Consider the following 16,169-nt stretch of genomic DNA (forward strand, 5'->3'; position numbering starts at 1 on the left):
CGCCGTGGACTGGGGCACCAAGCACTTCGGCGTAGCGATCTCCGACCCGAGCCGTCTCATCGCACAACCTCTGACGACCCTGAGCCGGCGCGCGCACCATCGTGCGCCGGTGGCCAAGGTAGTGGCGCTGGCCGAAGAACACGGCGTGACGGACGTCGTGGTCGGCCTGCCGCTCACGCCGGAGGGGGAGGAGGGTGAATCGGCCCGCGAGGCGCGAGCGTTCGGCGAGGCGATCGCGGCGCGTTCGGGCCGGAAGGTCAGCTTCGTGGACGAGCGGCTCTCCACGGCGCACGCGATCAAGTCGGCGCGTCGGGCGGGCGTGAAGGACAAGGACTCACGCGCGCGCATCGACCAGATGGCGGCCGTCGCGATCCTCCAGTCATGGCTCGATGCACAGCGGGGTCATGCGCGCCCGTAGGGTCTCGCCGCTGCTGGTGCTGCTCGCCGCCGCCTGCGCCGAGCCCGCGCCCACCGCGCTCAGGGCCAACGTCTACATCCCGCGCGGCTCCTCGTTGGCGGCCGTCACCGATTCGCTCGTCGCTCACCGCGTCGTGACCTCATCGTGGCAGTTCCGGATGTACGCGCGCGTTCGCGGCCTGGCTCGCCGGGTGCGACCGGGGCTGTACGAGTTCGCCGAGGGGGAGCGCTGGACCACCATCGTGAGTGCGCTGGAGAGCGGTCGCACGCACGATTTCCTGTTCACGGTGCCCGAGGGGCTCACGGTGGCCGAGATCGCCGACCTCGCGGCCGAGAAACTGCGGCTGGCGCGCGACTCGATCCGTACCGCGGTGCGGGACTCGTTCCTCGCCGCGGCGCGCGATCCCGCCCTGCGCCAGGAGTTCGGCATCGACCTGCCGCGCGGCGTCAAGGAACCGCTCGAAGGCTATCTGCTCCCGGAGACGTACCGCGTCGCCTACGACGAGACGCCCCGGGACCTGGTGATGCAGATGACGCGCCAGTTCTTCCATCTTTGGGACACCGCCTGGGACCGGCGCGCGGAAGAGCTCGATCTCACCCGCCACCAGGCCGTGACGCTGGCGAGCATCGTCGAGTCGGAGGCGCGGATCGGGTCGGAGCGGCGCCTCATCGCCGGGGTCTACCTCAACCGGCTGCGGCGGCGCATGCTGCTCCAGGCCGACCCCACCGTGATCTACGCGCTCGACAAGCCGGTCCGCCGCGTCCTCTTCCGCCATCTCAAGATCCGCTCCCCGTACAACACGTATCTCCATCCGGGGCTTCCGCCGGGGCCCATCTCCAACCCCGGCCGGGCGAGCCTCGAGGCGACGCTGAACCCGCAGGAGCACAACCTCCTTTTCTTCGTGGCGAGACCCGACGGGCGCCACATGTTCTCGCGCACTCCGGGGGAACACGTGGACTCGGTGGCGGTGTCGAGGGTGCTGCGCACCGCGTTCGAGAAGACCCGCGACAGCCTCGCGGCGCTCGGGTGGGGGGGGGGGCGCGACACGCTGCGCCCATGACCTACAGTGGCCTCGCCGAGGCGTTGCGCCTCATCGTCATCCTCGACGTGGACGCGGCACGAGGGCGCGATCCCGCGGAGCTCGCGGGCCAGGCGGCGAAGGGCGGAGCGACGATGCTCCAGGTGCGTGCGAAACGGCTCTCGGCGAGCGATCTCGCGAAGGTGGTGCGGCGCGTCATCGCCGCGGCGGGCGGTGTTCCCGTGACGGTGAACGACCGGCTCGACGTCGCCCTTGCGACGAGCGCCTCCGGATGCCATCTGGGCCAGGACGACTTCCCGATCGCCGAAGCGCGGCTGATGGTCCCACCCGGATTCATCCTGGGCGGCTCGGCGGGCAATGAATCGGAAGCGCGGCTCGCGGCCGCCGAGGGCGCTCACTACCTCGGCATCGGCCCGATACATGTCACGGGCAACAAGCCGGATGCGGGTGAGGCCATAGGTGTGGAGGGCTTCGCGCGGATACGCGAGGCCGCGCCGTCGCTCCCCGCCGTGGCGATCGGCGGGGTCACCGCGGCGGACGTCGCGGCGCTGCTCGAGGCCGGGGCCGCCGGGATCGCGGTGATCGGGGCGGTGTTGGGCGCGGAGGATGTGGAGGCGGCGACCCGGAAGATGAGAGAGGCGTTGAAGAACGAAAGGCGTTGAAGGTTGAAGAGAGAGCAGCGTTGAAGCCCGCGGCGACCGTCACGGTCACGCCGAAGGGGGTCGGCGGGCTGCGGGCCGGCCACCCCTGGATCTATCGCACCGACCTGCGCGAGACGGAGGCCGCTTCGGCGGGCCTGGTGCACCTCGCGGACGAGCGCGGCAAGCCGCTCGGTACGGCACTCTACTCGCCCGCTTCGGAGATCCGCGCCCGATGGCTCGCCCCCGCCGGCGTGACGGTGGACGCGGCGTGGTGGCGCGGGATGATCCGCGCCTCACTGGAACGCCGAGCCGGCATCACCGACACGGCTTATCGCGTCGTGCACGCCGAAGGGGACGGACTCCCGTCGCTGATGCTGGACCGCTATGGCGACTACGCCGTCGCCCAGCTGCTGTCGGCGGGGCTTGAGGCGGTCCGCGGTGACGTGATCGACGCGATCCGCGTAGTGCTCGCGCCGAAGGGCCTCCTGCTCCGCAACGACGCGCCGGTGCGCGAGCGCGAGCGGTTGCCGCGCGGCGTGGAGCCGGTCTTCGGCGAGGTCCCCGAACGCGTGGAGTTCGTGGAGGGCGGGCTCACGTTCGCCGCCGCGCCGTGGACGGGCCAGAAGACCGGCGCGTTCCTCGACCAGCGCGAGAACCACGCGCTGGTGCGCCGACATGCGCGCGGGCGCTGCCTGGACGGGTTCGCGTATCACGGCGGCTTCGCCCTGCACCTCGCGGCCGGCGGCGCGACCGACGTCACGGCCATCGAAAGCTCGGCCGACGCACTGCGCGGGCTGACGGAGAACGCGGCGCGCAACGGGATCACCAACGTGCGTGGGGTCGAGGTCAACGCGTTCGACTGGCTCAAGCCGGAAGCGGGGAGCGGCGCGCGCTACGACGTGATCGTGCTCGACCCGCCCGCCTTCGCGAAGGACAAGCGGTCGCTGCCGCGGGCCATGGCCGGCTACAAGGAGCTGAACCTGCGCGCGATGCAACTGCTCGCGCCGGGAGGGCACCTCTTCACCGCGTCATGCTCGCACCACGTCCACCGCGGCGACTTCTTCGCGATGCTCGCTGACGCCGCGGCTGACAGTGGGCGGCGCCTTGCGCTGGTCGAGATCCGCGGTGCCTCTTCCGATCACCCGGAACTCATCACGGTCCCCGAAACAGGCTACCTCAAGGCGGCGCTGCTCCGGGCCGTGGACTAGCGGCGATACCTCAGCGCGCCACCCGCATCACGAAGCCCACCACCGCCGGCACCAGCTCCGGCACCAGTGGCAGCGTCGGGTCGGTGTACGTCGCCGCCTGAGCGGCCGCGTCCGCCCGCTCCGCGCGCACGAAAAGGTGATTGGCCGCGGGGATGATGCGCACGTCCGCGTCCGGTCGCGCGGCGCGCAGCGCCTCGGCGTCGGCCACCCGGACCTGGATGTCGGTCGCTCCCTGGAGCACCAGCAGCGGCACGCGGAGGCGCCGCGCCTCGCCGGCGGGGTCGATGTCGAGCGCGGTCTGGACGAAGCGCCGCGCCGATGGCGGGAATAGCACGCGCAGCTCGGTACGGATCTCCGGCATCGGACCGTCGCCCAGGTAGGCGTCCATGAGGCGCTCGAACTCGGCGACCCCCGCGGCATCCATCTGGCCGGCGAGCTGCTCGTGCAGCACCGCGCGGAACGGCCGGCCGAGGCCGGCCATCATCACTACGCCGGCGACGGGCGCCCCGCGGTTGGCCGCGCGCGTCGCGAGTCCGGCGCCCTCACTGTGGCCGATGAGCACGACCCGCGAGAAGCGGCCGTCCGCCGCGAGCGCGCGGGCCCCGGCCACCGCGTCATCCGCGAAGTCGTCGAAGGTGACCGGCGCACTGCTCGCAAGAACGGAGCTTCCGCCCAGCCCTCTCTTGTCATAACGCACGCTCGCTATCCCGCGCGCGGCCAGGTCCCACGCCAGCTTCTTGTAGGTATCGGTCCTGAGGCCCATCGCATTGTTGCCGTCGCCGTCGGTGGGCCCCGAGCCCGCGATGATGAGCACGACCGGCACGGGTCCGGTCGCGGCGGCCGGGCGTGTCATCGTGCCGGCCAGCCGTTGTTGGCCGTTGACCCACGTGAACTGCTCCTCGACGACTCCCGCCGGCGGCGGCGCCGCGGCTCGATACTCGAGCGGCCGCGACGCGCTGACGCTCTCGGCGGGCGCGCGCTGGACCACGAGCGTCTGCGACGGGACCGTCGCCGAGTCCATGGAGCCTTCGGGCGTGAGCGCCACGGTGACCGTCGTGCCCGCGATCGTGACGCTCGCCTGCGACCCCGTGCGGGCGAGCGCGACGTCCAGCACGGCCGCGTTGTCCACCAGGAAGGTGGATACGGTCTCCTGGCCTCCGGCGCGGACGGCCGGCCGCCGCACCATCGCGTCGACGTGCGAGAACAGCAGGTTCTGCATCACCGTGCGAGGCCGCCCGATGGGACGCGAGCCCGGGTTCGCATTCTGGCCCGAGGTCACCCACGACACCGAGTCGGCGCCGAAGGTGGCCCGCACCCCCTGAAGCTCCTCGCCGGTGGCGATCTGGTAGACGTGCAGGACGTACTCGACCGGCTCGAACCGGTCGTCGTACACCGTCCGCGCGACGAGGCGGCGGCCCACGGCGCCCACGTCCGCCGTCGCCTCGAGCGTCGTGCCGCTCCAGCGGTAGACCTCGTTCGCGATCTCGCGTCCACCCTGGAGCACGCGGAACGCGCCCGTCTGGGCCTGGCAGTCGAGCGGCGGGATGAACGTCACGGCGGCGAGGAAAAGGTGCGATGCCCGCATTCTACTGCCTCCCGTCATACGGAAATCCCGATCCTATCAAGAAAAGCCCCCACGTGCTTCTCCGTCACATACCAACTTCCCAGCGCGGGCCTCGCCCCGCCGTGCCAGTCCGACCCTCCGGTGACGATCAGGCTGTGGACCCGAGCCTCCAGCTCCAGGGCGATGGACACCGCGGGGTCCATGGACGGCCGCAGCGCTTCGACGCCTCCCAGGCCGGCCTCCGCGAGCCGCGCGAACGCCTTCGCGTCCTCGAGCCGCGGGTGCGCCCAAACACTGCACCCTCCAGCCTCCCTCCCGGCAGCGATCGCTTCGCGCACATCCGGGCCGTGGCTCGGCACGAACGCCGGTGCGCCGTCACGGATGTAGCGGTTGAACGCCTCCTGGAAGTTGGGCACGGCGCCTACTCGAACCAGCGCCCGGGCGATGTGAGGCCGGCCCACGGACGCGCACCCTTCCTCGACCGTCACATCCTCCGACGTGATTCCCACCCCGAGCGCCTGGAGGCGCGAGACGATCGCGGCAACCCTCTCGCTCCGCGTCCTCGCCGCCCGATCCGTGAACGCGGCCAGGCTCGCGTGGTCCGGGTCCACTCCGTATCCCAGCAGATGGACCTCGGCCCCGTCCAGGCTGCTCGTCAGCTCGACGCCGGCGATCACGATCGGACCACCGTCGGCCCCCGCCGCCCGGCGCGCGGGGCTGATTCCCGCCGTGGTGTCGTGATCGGTCAGGGCGATGGCGTGCAGGCCGGCCCGGCGGGCGGCCTGGACCAGCGCCGCCGGCGCGAGCGACCCGTCGGAGCAGGTCGAGTGCAGGTGCAGGTCGAGGTGCATAGGAGTTGACTTGTCCGGCCTGAAATCTAGCTTGTGGCCATGACAGCGTCGCGCTCCGTCGCGATCCAGCGCGTCTTCCTTGGCCTCCTGATCGCCAACCTGGCGGTCGTGGGGGCCAAGGTCGCGATCGGGACCAGGACCGGATCGCTGTCGGTCCTGGGCGACTCCATCCACGCCTCGGTGGACGCGCTCAACAACATCATCTTCATCGCGCTGATGCGGCTCGCGGGCTCGGCTCCCGACGAGGACCACCCATATGGCCACGGCAAGTTCGAGGTCCTGGGGGCCCTGGGCATCGTCGTCTTCCTCTCCGTTTCGTGCTTCGAGCTGCTGAAGGGCGCGGCGTGGCGGCTGCTGAGCGGCGCTCCCTCGCCCATCCTCACCAACTTCGACCTGGCCCTCCTGGGCGCCACGCTCGCGGTGAACATGTGGGTGGCCTGGTATGAGGCCAGTCGAGGCCGCGCGCTGGGGAGCGAGCTGCTCCTGGCCGACGCGGCCCACACCCGCGCCGACGTCTTCATCACGGTGGGCGTGATCGGCGGCGCGGTGCTGGCCCGCGCGGGCGTCCGGAACGTGGACCCCGTCGTGGCGATCGTCATCACCTTCCTCATCGTGCGGATCGGCTACCAGATCGTTCGGCGCGCGGTGCCGATACTGGTGGACGAGGTCGCGCGGGAGCCCGGGAAGATCCGCGCCACCGCCGAGGGCGTGCAGGGCGTGGAGGCGGCCTATCACATCCGCTCCCGCTCCTCCGCGGGCGTCATCTTCGCCGAGCTGACGATAGGTGTCGCGGGCGCGCTCGCGGTCGAGCGGGCGCACGAGATCGCCGACGCGGTCGAGACCCGTCTCAAGAACGACCTCTCGCTCGACGAGGTCGTGGTGCACATCGAGCCGTGCTGAACACCGCCGAGCCCCGCCGCCCCAAGCGCACGCCGCGCAGCCTCCGCTCCGAGTACGAAGAGTTCATAGACCAGCGCATCGAGGAGTACAAGGACGCGCTGCCGCGCGCGGAGATCCTCGGCATCGGCGATGAGGCCGTGCAGGAGCTGAGCCGGAGCCAGCAGTTCCAGCTCACCGAAGTCGTCCTGACCGAGCAGGTAGACGCGATCATCCGCCGGCGGCTCAAACTGCCGACGTTCCGGCGCTGGCGCGAGGGCCACATCGCGCGGCGCACGGCGCAAACGGAGCCCTCGCACTGGGGCCTCGCGCCCCACGAGCCGGTCGTCGCGCTCGGCGAGGCCATCGAAGACCAGGACTCGATCCTGGTGATCGGCGCGTCGGACGGCGCGTGCGCGCTCTTCCTCGCCGCCAAGGGCGCGGAGGTGACGGTCGTGGACCCCGGCCTCATCGCCATCGGGGGGCTCGAGAACCGCGCCATCGTCGAAGACCTGGGCGGGCGAATAATGTGCCGCGTCGAGGGCCTGGCCCGATTCACTCCCGAGGGGTGCCCCTTCATCGCCTGTGTCATCGAAACGATCGCCATCGCCAACCTCTCGGTGCCGGACCGCGCCGACCTCATCCAGCGCCTGAAGACGGCCACCCCCGATGAAGGCCGCCACGTAGTCATGCCCGGCTCCCCGATGCGCGGCGGCGGGGTGTCGAGCCTCTCGAGCGACGCGCTCCGCTCCCTCTACTCAGATTGGTCCGTTTTGCGTCCACCCCTCGGCAGCGGCAGCGCATCCGGCCGTCGCCCCCGGAACGTCGGGTTCATCGCCATTCGAACCGAGTCGCGTCAGAGTGAAACGCCCATGGCTGTGTCGAAATGACGCAGACTGCAGTATCGGTGGGGTCACAAAAGACGTTAAAGAGTTGAAGGTTAAAGAGATAAAGACGTTGAAGGTCAGGCACGCGACATGCGACCAGGGAGATCAGGCTCGACCGACGATCGGTCGGCGCCTCTCCCTAATAGCGAGACGCGGGTATGGCGACGGCAAGCGTGACACTCACCCACCAGGAGCCCATGGGCCTCGTCGTGCAGGACGGCGGCGAAGACCACAGTCATCCGCGGATCATGATGTGGTACTGGGCGGACGAGAAGGGCGCGGACGAGGTCGAGCATCGCGATCACTGAGAGGCGTTGAGGGTTCGACCTTCAACGCCTTCTTTCCTGCAACCCATTTCAGTGCCCCACCTCCGCGCGCGCGTCGGCAGGCAAGTACCGAAGCACCCGTCGCACCGGAACCGAGAAACCCAGACCCTGCCCTTCGCTCAGGCCCCCGAAATGCACCGCGATCACGGTGCCCTCCGCATTGAAGATCGGGCTGCCTGAAGCGCCGCGGAAGGTAGTGCCGCCGAACCTGATGTACTCGGCCGTGACCTGAGAGATGATGCCGGCGAACATCGACGTCCGCACGAAGCGCGTCTGATCGAAAGCGAGCTGGGTGCCGTAGGGAAAGCCGATGAGCGCAGCCGGACCACCCTGATGAACTCCCGTGCCCTGCCAGTCCACCGACCGGACCACGTCGCCGCGGTAATTGCGGATCCTGAGTACCGCGATGTCGGGCTCGTTCGGCGCGCTCACGGCGATCAGGTCGGCGGGGAGCGGCGTGCGCGTGTCGGCCATGATCACGTCGATCGACCGCGGAGTGGCACCGGCGTCACCCTGCACCACGTGCCGGTTGGTGACGAAGTACCCCGACGGCGTGATGACGAAGCCGCTCCCCATCACGGAGTCGATGCCGGTGCGCACGATCACGAGACCCACGGCGCGCTGGTTCTCGAGCGCGACGCGCGCGAAGTCGGCGGAGGCGCCAGAGCCGCCCTCCGGTTCCGGCCGAGCGGCACGCGTCTCGGCCGCGCGAAGCCTGCGTTCGAGGCTGTCGATGACCGCGCGGTTCACGCTCGACCGGCGCGCCGACGCGAGGTCGCGCTGGAGGCTGATGAGCTCGTCCTGCGCGCGCCGCCGCTGCTCGCTGGCCTCCCGGATCTGTACCGCGAGCGCGTGCTCGGTGGATGCCAGCCTCGATTCGGCCGCCGCGGTGCGCTTCGCGGCCGCCTGGTACACGTAGATGGCCGCGGCGAAGAAGCCGACCATTCCTCCGAGGACGGTCACCCGGAACGCGACCGACGACTCGCGCGCCATCTGCCGCGCCATCGCCCGCATGAAGACGCCGGTCTTGACCGCCCCACCCTCGCGCGCCATGGACTGGGCGGCCTGCACCATGCCGGCGAGGGTCTTGGGCGGCTGGAGTTCGGGGTGGTACGCCGCGCCCTCCCCCTCCGCCATCATCGCCGGGCCGAGGATGCGGACCTCGAAGAGGGGGCCGTGCCAGCCGAGCATGATGCGGTCGCCGACGCGCAGCATCGCCTTGCCGATGATCTGGGTGCCGTTGACGAACGTGCCGTTCTTGCTCTCGAGGTCGGTGATGGTGGCCGCGCCGTCCCCGGCGATCTCCACGACGGCGTGCCGCTTGGAGACGACGGTGTCGGCCACCGTGCGGAGCGGGATGGTGCACGTCGCCGCGCGGCCGACGAGGATCTCGTCGCCCATCCCGATCAGGTCCTCGCCTCCCGACACCCGGCGGAGCCGGAGCAGCGGCTGCGAGACGTCGATCGGTCTCTCCTGCTGGGTGCGCTTGATCTCACCCGGCACCGTGACCCGGAAGCCCGGGCCCCGTTGGCCGAGGGAGAAGCGGTCGCCGCTGCGGAGCCGCTCGGATGCCGCGAGCTTCCGGCCGTTGAGCCAGGTGCCGTTGGTGCTGCCGAGGTCCTGGATCCACCAACTGCCGTCGCCCTCGCGCCAGAGCCGTGCGTGGAGGGCGCTGACGAGGCTCTCGTCGTCGGGGAAGGTGACGTCGAGCGCCGGATCGCGGCCGATGCGGGCGCCGGCGGGCTCGATGGTGACGTCGGTCCTGCGGCGTTCGTCGTGGAGGATCACCCGGAAAATATAGGACGGGGGGCCTGAAACTGCGCGGGGCCGGCAACCTTCGCCGGCCCCTGTGCATCACTCGCAGCAGCTACTTCTTCTTCTTGCCGCCCTTTTTGGCCGTCTTCTTCGCGGCCTTCTTCTTCTTGGCTGCCATTTTGATGGCCCCCTAAGAAAGGTGGAACATCCCGCCGGCCCGAAGTGGACGGCGGTAAGACATCAGGGGCGCACGAAGCGCCGGCTCTCGATGGGATGCGTGTTGTTGAGGGAAGAAACGACTGGAGAAGAGACACCACCGTGACCGCGACTCGATGCGACTTGCTCCGTCGCCCGCGCGGCCGGACTACTCTTCGATATGGACTTTCGGCGCAAAGCCGCCAACCAATTCCCTCCGCTGAAGCCGTAACGTCTTGGACGCCAATATATAACACTGCTGAAAACGCGCAATACTTTTTCTCACGCGAGTTTGCCCTCTGCGCCGGCCGTCAGACCGCGTCGGAGACCGACTGGAAGTTGAAATCGCGCGTCTTGATCGCCGGCACGACGATGGCGCCGCCGATGTCTCCGGACTCTGACGCCGAGACGCGCACCGGCCTGCCGAGCATCTCGAGGTTGGACAGCATCGTCACCGGACTCTCGTTGAACCGGAAGTTCTTGACCGCCCGCGTGACGCGCCCGTTCTCGATCAGGAAGGTCCCGTCGCGCGTGAGACCGGTGTAGAGGGCCGTCCTGGGATCGAGGCCGCGAATGTACCAGAAGCGCGTGACCAGGACGCCGCGGTCGGTCGAGCGGATGAGGTCGTCGAGCGACGCCTCGCCCCCGACCATCTTGAGGCCCCCGCCGCCACCACCGAAACCACCGAAGCCGCCGCCGGTGGGCCGGACGTTCTGCCGCTGCGCCCAGAACCGGTCGTAGTTGAGGTTCCGAAGCACGCCGTTCTCCACCCACGTCACCCGCTCGTTGGGCTGCCCGTCGCCGCCGAAGGGCGCCGCGAGCAGGTCCGGGTCCCACGGATCGGAGAACAGCGTGACCCGCGGGTCCACCACCGGCTCGCCGATCTTGTTCCCGCCCCCGCGCTTGGAGAAGAACGACCGCCCCTCGTCCGCCTGGCGCGCGCTCATGGCGCCCGCCAGCAGCTGGACCAGGTTCGCCACCGCCGTGGGCTCGAGGACGACCGTGTAGCGGCCCGGCTCGATCGCGACCGGGTTGCGCGAGTCGCGCGCCTTGCGCAGCGCGATCGCCGCCAGCTCGGAGGGGTGCGCCTGCCCCCAATCGTTGTGCGAGGTGCCCGCCCACCCCGAGCCGGTGCCGTCCGCCGTGCGCACCGTAGTGGTGTACCCGAACGCCGTTGACCGATGGTAGCCGAAGAGCCCGCGGTGGTTCGCCACCGCGAGCGACCCGGCGTTCTGCGCCAGGAAGCCCGCCGCCTGGAGGTTCTCCCGGCGCGATGGACCCAGCACCGCCATGGTCGCCTCGGCCCGGCCGGCGGCGTCGAGGTTCGCCGTGGTGTCGAAGAACGCCGGCACGTCGCGATAGGTCTGCGGCTCCAGCTCCGGCATCGCCTCGGCGTCTTCCGGGGCGAGCCGCGCCAGCGCTTCCGACGACTGGACCACCCGCTGGAGCCCGGCGTCGGTGAGGAGGTTGGTCGAGGAGGACGCGCTCCGGCGCCCGAAGGTCGAGCGGACGCTGACGGAGGCGTTCACCGACTCGCCGCCGGTCGAGAACTGGTTGGCCGCGAAGCGCGTGTTGGCTTGGAGCCCGGAGTTGACGCTCACCCGGCACGACTCGGCATGGCTCAAGGCCAGCACCCGGTCGGTGATCGCCTTCATCTCGTCCCGCGTCAGGATCGCGCTCACAGGCCACGCCCCGTGTTGATCACGTTCACGTTGCGGAAACGCGCCGGGACACAGCCGTGGCTCACCGCATTCGACTGCCCGGGCTGCCCCTTCCCGTCGTTGAACGAGCCACCGATGAAGTACGACCGCCGCCCGCCGATCAGGTCCATCGAGTTCCAGAACTCGGGGGTGCGCGCCTGGTAGGTCACGTCCTTCAGCATCCCCACGATGCGCCCGCCGCGGATCTCGTAGAAGACCTGCCCGCCGAACTGGAAGTTGTAGCGCTGGTGGTCGATCGAGTAGGCGCCGCGACCGAGGATATAGATGCCGCGGTCCGTCGCGGCGATCAGGTCCTCGGCCATGAGGTCGGGTTCGCCGGGGAGGAGCGAGACGTTCGGCATCCGCTGGAACTGCACGTCGTCCCACCCCTGCGCGTACGAGCAGCCGTGGGAGCGCGTGACGCCGGTGAGGTTCGAGATCCACGCCACCTGCTCGCGGGTGGTCTGGTAGTCCTTCACGATGCCGTTCTGGATGAGCAGCCACTGGTCGGCCGGGACGCCGTCGTCGTCCCACCCGATGGTGGCGAGCGCACCCTCCTGCCGGCGGTCCGCCTGGATGTTCATGAGGTCGGTGCCGTACCGGAACTGGTTGATCATCCGCTCCGGCGGTGCGACGAAGCTGGTGCCGGCGTAGTTGGCCTCGTAGCCGAGGGCGCGGTCAAGCTCGAGCGGGTGCGCGACCGACTCGTGGATCGTGAGCCAGAGGTGGTTCGGATGGAGGATGAGGTCGTAGCGGTCGGGGGTCACGGTGCGCGCGCTGAGCTTCTGCACCGCCTCTTCCGCCCAGCGCGGCGCCTGCTCCACGAACCGGCTCTGCTCGAGGTGCTCGTACCCCAGGCCCATGGCCTGCACCTCGTCGGAGGCGCGGCTCTGGAAGTCGGAGTTGTCGGACGCTACGGCCGTGACGTTCATCCCCGGGTTCGACCGGTAGATGGACTGGACGGTGAAGGTGCCGTCGGTATTGGCGTAGGTCCGCTCGTCCTTCACGAAGAACATGTTCGAGTTGACGAACCGCGCGCCTCGCACCCGGAGCGCTTCGGCGTTGGCGCGGAGCAGCAGGTCCACCTTCTGCTCGATCGGCACGGTGAACGGGTCGATGCGGATCGGGCTCGCCCAGCGGCCGTCCGGGACCGGGTCGGACGGGGCGAGGACGACGGGCCGCTGGGTGGCCCGGCGGTTGGCGCGCGCCTGGGCGGCGGCGGCTCGGGCCACGCGCTGGACCTCGACGCGCGAGAGGTCGCTGCTCGCCGAGAAGCCCCAGGCGCCGTTCACCAGCACCCGGACCCCGAAGCCGAACGATTCGCCGTCATTGAGACCGGTGACGCGGTTCTCGCGGGTGCTGACCGACTGGTTGCGCACGTGGTGGACGCGCACGTCGGCGTAGCTCGCGCCGGCACTGCGCGCGGCGTCGAGGGCGAGGAGAGCCAGCTCCCTGACGGACGCGTCAGCCTGGGGCAGCGGCCGCGCCATCGCAGGGGTCACGAGGCCCGCGGCAGCGGCCGCAGCCGAGGTCTGCTTGACAAACTCCCGACGAGTCAGCGCCATGCGACACGCTCCGCCATGCCGGTGGATCGGGTGAAGCAGCCAATGTACGGCGACCGCGATTCGGCGCAATCCGTCACGACGGCTGACTTTGCGCCCGCCTCGCGGCCCGGGTAGTTTCTTCTCATCACATGGCTACACTGACCATTGACGGCCGGACGGTCACCGTCGCTGGCGGGGCGACCATCCTCGACGCCGCTCGTTCGCTGGGCATCGACGTGCCGACGCTCTGCTGGTATCCGAAGCTCCCCACCGTCGGCTCGTGCCGCATCTGTCTCGTGAGCGTCGAGGGGATGCCCAAGCTCGTCGCCGCCTGCGCCGGCAAGGCCGAGGACGGCATGGTCGTCGAGACCGAGTCCTCCGCGGCCGTGGGCAATCGGCGCAGCGTCCTCAACCTGCTGCTCGAGCGCTACCCTACCGACGAGTTGGCGGCGAAGATCGAAGCGAGCCGCGGCAACGGGCACCACCTGAACGAGTTCGAACAGCTCGTTAGACGATACGATGTACCGGTTCGCGCCGTTGAGCGTCACGAGCTGCCGCTCCGCGCCGGCGACGAGCGCCCCGGCGACCCGATGATCCGGCACGACATGAGCACCTGCATCCTCTGCACCCGTTGCGTGCGGGCGTGCGCGGACATCCAGGTGGTCGGGGTGCTGGACGTAGCCCAGCGCGGCGAGCACGCCGAGATAGTGGTGGGCGGCGACGGCGACCCGGACCACGCCGCCTGCACCTGGTGCGGTGAGTGCGTGCGCGTCTGCCCGACCGGCGCCATCCACGAGGTCCTACCACTCGAGCGGTTCACGCAGCGGCAGATCGACGAACCCGAGAAGGTGATCCGTTCGGTGTGCCCCTATTGCGGCGTGGGCTGCCAGGTGGACCTGCACGTGCGGGACAACGCGGTCTTCCGCGTCACCAGCCCGTGGATCGAGGAGGACACGCCGAACGAGGGCTCGACCTGCGTGAAGGGCCGGTTCGGCTACGACTTCCCCCAGCACCGCGACCGTCTCACTACGCCACTGATAAGGAAGGGCTGGGTGAAGCAGGGCGGGCGCTGGGGGTACGATGGCCCGGCGGCTCCCGGACACCGGCGCGGCCCCTGGCTCTCGTTCGACGACGAGGGCGAGCAGCCCAAGCCCCGGCCGCCGGAGCGGCAGGTCGGCAAGCCACTCGGCAGCCTCTCGCACATCCCGCGCGGGCCGGAGGACGTGCGCGACCGCGCGGCGACGCCCTCGGCCTGGTACGAGCCGTTCCGCGAGGCGACCTGGGATGAGGCCATGGAGCTGGTGGCGCAGGAGCTGGCGCGCATCCGCCGCGAGCAGGGGCCGGACGCCGTGGGGGTCTTCTGCTCGGCGAAGTGCACCAACGAGGAGAACTACGTCCTGCAACGGACCTTCCGCGCCGCCTTCAACACCAACAACGTGGACCACTGCACGCGCCTCTGCCACAGCTCTTCGGTGTCGGCGATGCAGCGGGCGCTCAACACCTCGGCGGCGTCGGGCTCGATGCGGGAGGTGGAGCACGAGTCCGATGTGATCTTCGTGGCGGGGGCGAACGTCACCGAGGCGCACCCGGTCTTCGGAGCGGCGATCAAGCGCGCGCAGGCGCGCGGCGCGAAGCTCATAGTGGCCGACACCCGGCGCATCGAGCTGGCGGCCCGCGCGGACATCCACCTCTACCTCCAGCCCGGCACCGACGTCGCGCTCCTGAACGCGATGCTGCGGCACATCATCAAGCAGGACCTGCACGACCAGGATTTCATCGCGAAGCGGACCCACGGCTTCGCGGACGTGGCGGCGGCGGTGGAGCCTTACACGCTGGAGCGCGCGGAGGCGATCACCGGAGTGCCGGCGCACCTCATCAGGGAGGCGGCGGAGCTGTACGCCAAGGGGCCGAAGACCGCCACGCTCTGGGCGATGGGGCTCACCCAGCACTCGATGGGCACCGACATCGTGACGTCGCTCCTCAACCTGATCCTCGCCACCGGGATGATCGGGCGGTGGGGGGCGGCGATGATCCCCATCCGCGGGCAGAACAACGTGCAGGGCGCGTCCGACATGGGCGCGATCCCGATGGTCTACACCGACTACCAGCCGGTGGACGACCCCGCGATCCGGAAGAGGTTCGCGGACGCGTGGAAGGTGCCGGAGGAGTCGCTCTCGTTGAAGCCGGGGCTCCGGGTGACGGAGATCGTCGCCGAGGGCTCGCCGGTGCGCGGGATGTACATCTACGGCGAGAACCCGGTCATCTCGGACCCCAACGTCGCGCACGCCGAGCACTGGTTCGAGCAGCTGGAGTTCATGGCGGTGCACGACCTCTATCTCACGGAGACGGCGCGCTTCGCCGACGTGGTGCTGCCGGGGTCGTCGTATGCGGAGAAGGACGGGACGTTCGTGAACACCGAGCGGCGCGTGCAGCGGGTCCGGAAGGCGTGCGAGCCGCCCGGGAAAGCGCGCCCCGATCTCGACGTCCTGGTCGAGCTATCGCGTCGCCTGGGCGTGCCCGCGCCGTTCGAGACGGCCGCGGACGTGATGCGCGAGATAGCGACGGTGACGCCCACGCTGGCCGGGGTGACCTACGAGCGGCTCGACTTCGCGGGGCTCCAGTATCCGATCCCCGACCTCGAGAGCCCCGGGACCGCGTTCCTCTTCGACGACCAGTTCCCGACCAAGGACGGCCGCGGGACGCTGGTTCCGGTCGAGTTCCTCCCGCCCAGCGAAATGCCGGACGCCGAGTACCCGTTCATTATGAACACCGGCCGGCAGATGTACCACTGGCATACGGGGACGATGACCCGCCGTTCCAAGGGGCTCGACGCGCGCGAGCCGGTGCCCACGGTCGAGATCGGCCCGGAGGACGCGGCGGCCCTCGGGGTGACCGAGGGCGATCCGGTGCGCGTGGTGTCACGCCGGAACGCCATCGTCATCGCCGCCCGCATCTCGGATCGAGTGAAGCGCCGCCAGATCTTCGTGCCGTTCCACTTCCGCGAGGCGGCCGCCAACCTCCTGACGAACCCCGCGCTCGACCCGTACGCCAAGATCCCGGAGTTCAAGATCTGCGCGGTGCGGGTGGAGAGGGTGCCTCAGGGTGCGCCCACGGCGTTTCACGGCGGCCGCGGCTGAAGCCGCGGCTCGGCGACTGTCCCTGAAG

At 70.1% G+C, this 16,169-nt stretch carries 13 protein-coding genes; 8 read left to right on the plus strand and 5 right to left on the minus strand.

Annotated features, from left to right (window positions below):
* The 4 genes from ruvX to Q8Q85_13660 form a co-directional block, all read left to right on the plus strand.
* On the plus strand, window positions 1-418 hold a 418-nt coding region (gene ruvX / locus Q8Q85_13645), incomplete at its 5' end, for a Holliday junction resolvase RuvX (protein MDP3775301.1).
* Window positions 405-1,478, plus strand: a complete 1,074-nt coding sequence (mltG, locus tag Q8Q85_13650) for an endolytic transglycosylase MltG (GenBank protein MDP3775302.1) — start codon at window positions 405-407, stop codon at window positions 1,476-1,478. The genes ruvX and mltG, both read left to right, overlap by 14 nt.
* The gene (gene thiE, locus Q8Q85_13655) at window positions 1,475-2,119 is read left to right on the plus strand and encodes a thiamine phosphate synthase (GenBank protein MDP3775303.1); all 645 of its coding nucleotides are present in this window, start codon (window positions 1,475-1,477) and stop codon (window positions 2,117-2,119) included. The genes mltG and thiE overlap by 4 nt, the downstream gene beginning before the upstream one ends.
* A 20-nt stretch (window positions 2,120-2,139) precedes the next feature.
* Window positions 2,140-3,306 (plus strand): class I SAM-dependent rRNA methyltransferase, encoded by a 1,167-nt coding sequence (locus Q8Q85_13660; GenBank protein ID MDP3775304.1) that lies wholly within the window; start codon window positions 2,140-2,142, stop codon window positions 3,304-3,306.
* Window positions 3,307-3,316: 10 nt separating this feature from the next.
* Here Q8Q85_13660 and Q8Q85_13665 read toward each other — a convergent pair whose 3' ends face one another.
* On the minus strand, window positions 3,317-4,891 hold the full coding sequence (locus Q8Q85_13665) for an alpha/beta fold hydrolase (GenBank protein MDP3775305.1): 1,575 nt from the start codon (window positions 4,889-4,891) through the stop codon (window positions 3,317-3,319).
* 14 nt (window positions 4,892-4,905) lie between these two features.
* On the minus strand, window positions 4,906-5,721 hold the full coding sequence (locus Q8Q85_13670; protein ID MDP3775306.1) for a PHP domain-containing protein: 816 nt from the start codon (window positions 5,719-5,721) through the stop codon (window positions 4,906-4,908).
* A gap of 39 nt (window positions 5,722-5,760) precedes the next feature.
* Between Q8Q85_13670 and Q8Q85_13675 the strand changes: the two genes are divergently transcribed.
* From Q8Q85_13675 to Q8Q85_13685, 3 genes are all read left to right on the plus strand, one after another.
* A complete protein-coding gene (locus Q8Q85_13675) occupies window positions 5,761-6,621 on the plus strand; it encodes a cation diffusion facilitator family transporter (GenBank protein MDP3775307.1) in 861 nt (286 codons plus the stop codon).
* Complete coding sequence (locus Q8Q85_13680; protein ID MDP3775308.1) at window positions 6,615-7,487, plus strand: hypothetical protein; 873 nt, start codon at window positions 6,615-6,617, stop codon at window positions 7,485-7,487. Before Q8Q85_13675 ends, Q8Q85_13680 begins: the two co-directional genes overlap by 7 nt.
* Before the next feature lie 155 nt (window positions 7,488-7,642).
* Window positions 7,643-7,792 carry a hypothetical protein gene (locus tag Q8Q85_13685; protein MDP3775309.1) on the plus strand — a complete coding sequence of 50 codons (150 nt, stop codon included), beginning with the start codon at window positions 7,643-7,645 and terminating at the stop codon, window positions 7,790-7,792.
* 48 nt (window positions 7,793-7,840) lie between these two features.
* Here Q8Q85_13685 and Q8Q85_13690 read toward each other — a convergent pair whose 3' ends face one another.
* From Q8Q85_13690 to Q8Q85_13700, 3 genes are all read right to left on the minus strand, one after another.
* Entirely contained in the window at window positions 7,841-9,598 is a 1,758-nt protein-coding gene (locus Q8Q85_13690; protein MDP3775310.1) for an FHA domain-containing protein, read from the minus strand.
* A 473-nt stretch (window positions 9,599-10,071) separates the two neighbouring features.
* Window positions 10,072-11,442 carry a TldD/PmbA family protein gene (locus Q8Q85_13695; GenBank protein MDP3775311.1) on the minus strand — a complete coding sequence of 457 codons (1,371 nt, stop codon included), beginning with the start codon at window positions 11,440-11,442 and terminating at the stop codon, window positions 10,072-10,074.
* Window positions 11,439-13,025, minus strand: a complete 1,587-nt coding sequence (locus Q8Q85_13700) for a TldD/PmbA family protein (GenBank protein MDP3775312.1) — start codon at window positions 13,023-13,025, stop codon at window positions 11,439-11,441. Before Q8Q85_13700 ends, Q8Q85_13695 begins: the two co-directional genes overlap by 4 nt.
* A 128-nt stretch (window positions 13,026-13,153) precedes the next feature.
* Here Q8Q85_13700 and fdhF point away from each other — a divergent pair, with 128 nt between their 5' ends.
* Entirely contained in the window at window positions 13,154-16,141 is a 2,988-nt protein-coding gene (fdhF, locus tag Q8Q85_13705) for a formate dehydrogenase subunit alpha (GenBank protein ID MDP3775313.1), read from the plus strand.
* Window positions 16,142-16,169 lie beyond the last annotated feature (28 nt).

The sequence above is a fragment of the Gemmatimonadales bacterium genome (assembly GCA_030697825.1).
GTDB lineage: Bacteria > Gemmatimonadota > Gemmatimonadetes > Gemmatimonadales > JACORV01 > JACORV01.

Bases quoted from the DNA above. Each gene is read 5' to 3' on its own strand.
- thiE (MDP3775303.1), top strand. From the start codon at position 1,475: ATGACCTACAGTGGCCTCGCCGAGGCGTTGCGCCTCATCGTCATCCTC.
- Q8Q85_13665 (MDP3775305.1), bottom strand. From the start codon at position 4,891: ATGCGGGCATCGCACCTTTTCCTCGCCGCCGTGACGTTCATCCCGCCG.
- Q8Q85_13675 (MDP3775307.1), top strand. From the start codon at position 5,761: ATGACAGCGTCGCGCTCCGTCGCGATCCAGCGCGTCTTCCTTGGCCTC.
- fdhF (MDP3775313.1), top strand. From the start codon at position 13,154: ATGGCTACACTGACCATTGACGGCCGGACGGTCACCGTCGCTGGCGGG.
- mltG (MDP3775302.1), top strand. From the start codon at position 405: ATGCGCGCCCGTAGGGTCTCGCCGCTGCTGGTGCTGCTCGCCGCCGCC.
- Q8Q85_13700 (MDP3775312.1), bottom strand. From the start codon at position 13,025: ATGGCGCTGACTCGTCGGGAGTTTGTCAAGCAGACCTCGGCTGCGGCC.
- Q8Q85_13685 (MDP3775309.1), top strand. From the start codon at position 7,643: ATGGCGACGGCAAGCGTGACACTCACCCACCAGGAGCCCATGGGCCTC.
- Q8Q85_13670 (MDP3775306.1), bottom strand. From the start codon at position 5,721: ATGCACCTCGACCTGCACCTGCACTCGACCTGCTCCGACGGGTCGCTC.